We start from the raw sequence: 2,825 nt of genomic DNA on the forward strand, positions 1-2,825 counted from the left end.
GCCGAGGTCTGCGCGGGCGGGTGGGCAGGACTCTGCGACGGGATGCCCGCCGGCTCCCCCGCGGCGCCGGCGGGACGGTCGGCCGGGGAGGTCTCGGTCGAGTCCGACTGCCCGCGCTCGGCGCGGGGCAGCTCTGCGGTGTGGGGCGACGGCTCGGCGTCGAGGGCGGCCGGCCGCCGCTGCGGGTCGGTGTCGAACTCGTTCATGACTCCACCTTCTCCCTTCGCACTGTCACCAGCCTGGAACCCACCTGGAAGTTGTCTGACAGTCACTCCGGCTCGCCGTCGGTCGCCGGCAACAGGGGCAGCCGCACCCGGAACGTCGCCCCGCCGCCGGGCGTGTCGGTCACCTCGACCGTGCCGTGGTGGGCGGCCACCAACGCGGCGACGATGGCCAGCCCCAGGCCGGTGCTGGTGATCCCGCCCGCCCGGCGGGTGCGGGCAGCGTCGGCCCGGTAGAAGCGTTCGAAGACCCGCTCGGCCTGCTCGGGGGTGAGGCCGGGACCGGTGTCGGCGACCTCCACCACGGCCAGGTTCCCCGGTTCGGTACGCAGCCGCAACGCCACCGCGGCCTCGGGTGGGGTGTGGGTGAGCGCGTTGGTCATCAGGTTGCCGATGATCTGGCGCAGCCGGGCGTCGTCCCCCTGCACGACCAGCGGTCCGGAGCCGGGCGCGATCTCCAGCTCGATCCGGCGGTCCGGGGCGACCACCCGGGCCGCCTGCACGGCGTCGGAGGCGAGCACCGGCAGTTCCACCGGGGCCAGCGCGAGTGGACGCTCCCGGTCCAGCCGGGCGAGCAGCAGCAGGTCCTCCACGAGCAGCCCCATCCGGGCCGCCTCGTCCTCGATCCGGCGCAGCAGGTCGGCGGTCTGTTGCGGCTCCCGTGCCGCACCGTGCCGGTACAGCTCGGCGAACCCGCGGATGGTGGTCAGCGGGGTACGCAGCTCGTGGGAGGCGTCCGCGACGAACTGCCGCATCCGCTCCTCGGAGCGCCGGGCCCGGGCCTCGGAGGTCTGCGCGGCCTGCGCGGCGTCGCGCGCCCCGGCCTCGGCCGCGCGGGCTGCCGCCTCGGAGGCGGCCCGCGCGGTGAAGGCGGCCTCGATCTGTGCCAGCATCGCGTTGAACGCCCGGGAGAGCCGGCCCAGCTCGGAGGTGGCGCAGGGCTGCCCCTCCTCGGGGTCGGGCACCCGGCGGCTGAGGTCGCCGCCGGCGATCGCGGCGGCGGTCCGTTCGATCTCCATCAGCGGTTTCAGGCTGGTCCGGACGATCGCCGCGCCGATGGAGGCGAGCAGGATCAGCACCGCCCAGCCGACCAGGAGGTCTATCCAGACCAGTCGCTTGACCGCCAGGTCGACGTCGGTGAGGTGCTGGCCGACCGCGAGCACCCTGCCGTCGGGCAGTTCCCGGTAGAGCATCCGCCACCGGTCCCGGCCGTCCTCGGAGCGGACGGTGAACGGATTCCCCACGGCGTCCGCGTATCCTGCCAGGTTGCCCGGCATCTTGGGCAGGTCGTCCAGGGCCAGGCTGTGGTCGTACCCGACGATTTTGGCGTTGTTCTCGTCGGCGAGCGCCACCACGTAGTCGGTGGGTAGCGCGGTGGTGGCGAGCCTGGCCTCCAGGGCGGGCAGCACCCGGCCCACCTGGACGCTGGTCGCCTGCAACTCCCCGTCGACCTGCCCGATGAGGTAGTCGCGCAGGAAGTACGTGGTGAGCGAACTGATCACCACCAGCGCGGCGGCGACCAGCGCCAGCACCGCCGCGACCAGCTTGACCCGCAGCGGTACGCCCCGCAGCCGGCCCTTCGCCTCGTCGAGGAGATTCACGCCGCCGGCTTGCGCAGCACGTAGCCCACCCCGCGCAGGGTGTGGATCAGGCGGGGCTGGGTGTTGTCCACCTTGCGGCGCAGGTAGGAGATGTAGGACTCGACGATGTTGTCGTCGCCGCGGAAGTCGTAGTTCCAGACGTGGTCGAGGATCTGCGCCTTGGACAGCACCCGGTTGGCGTTGAGCATGAGGTAGCGCAGCAGCTTGAACTCGGTCGGCGACAGCTGCACCCGCTGGCCGGCGCGGTGCACCTCGTGGGTTTCCTCGTCCAGTTCGAGGTCGGCGAAGGTGAGCCGGGACGGGGCGTGTTCGCCGGTGGCGGTGCGCCGCAGCACCGCCCGGATCCGGGCGGTGAGCTCCTCCAGGCTGAACGGCTTGGTGACGTAGTCGTCGCCGCCGAGGGTGAGGCCCCGGATCTTGTCGTCGGTGGCGTCGCGGGCGGTCAGGAAGACCACCGGGGTCCGCGTGCCGCCCTCGCGGAGCATCCGGATGACCTCGAAGCCGTCGAGGTCGGGCAGCATCACGTCGAGGACCACCAGATCGGGGCGATGCTCCTTGGCGGTGCTCAGCGCCGCGCTGCCGCTGGTGGCGGTCGCCACGTCGAACCCGGCGAAGCGCAGGCTGGCGGAGAGCAGCTCGAGGATGTTGGGGTCGTCCTCGACGACGAGCAGTCGCGCCTCGGTCTGGGTAGCGGCCATGCCCGCATCATCTATGACGTGACTGCGCCGGTGCTGGACGCCGGCTGAAAGGAGCCTGTGAGTTGCTCAGCGCAGCAGCCGGCGGAGCCCGTCCAGCGCGCCGTCGAGGACCCGGATCGCGGTGCGGAGCTGGCTCTCCGACAGCCGGCCGGCGCGGACCAGCCCGCCCACCTCGACGGTGAAGGCGGCCAGCCGCTGGTCGAACTCGGCCCACCTGGACGCTGGTCGCCTGCAACTCCCCGTCGACCTGCCCGATGAGGTAGTCGCGCAGGAAGTACGTGGTGAGCGAACTGATCACCACCAGA

1 protein-coding gene and 3 pseudogenes are annotated in these 2,825 nt (G+C 72.4%); all 4 read right to left on the reverse strand.

Annotation, left to right across the window (positions count from 1 at the left end; all coding sequences use genetic code 11):
• Positions 1-206, reverse strand: a pseudogene (locus E1165_RS29315) (peptidase S1); the annotation flags it as partial.
• 62 nt (positions 207-268) lie between these two features.
• A pseudogene (locus E1165_RS28370) lies at positions 269-1,462 on the reverse strand (sensor histidine kinase); the annotation flags it as partial.
• A gap of 191 nt (positions 1,463-1,653) precedes the next feature.
• Positions 1,654-1,822 (reverse strand): annotated as a pseudogene (locus E1165_RS30875) (two-component sensor histidine kinase); the annotation flags it as partial.
• Positions 1,819-2,520, reverse strand: coding sequence for a response regulator transcription factor (locus E1165_RS28375; RefSeq protein ID WP_132184922.1), 702 nt, complete (start codon positions 2,518-2,520; stop codon positions 1,819-1,821). The gene E1165_RS28375 and the pseudogene E1165_RS30875, both read right to left, overlap by 4 nt.
• Positions 2,521-2,825: the final 305 nt, after the last annotated feature.

Origin of the sequence: Micromonospora sp. KC723, from assembly GCF_004348595.1 — a bacterium.
Lineage (GTDB): Bacteria > Actinomycetota > Actinomycetes > Mycobacteriales > Micromonosporaceae > Micromonospora.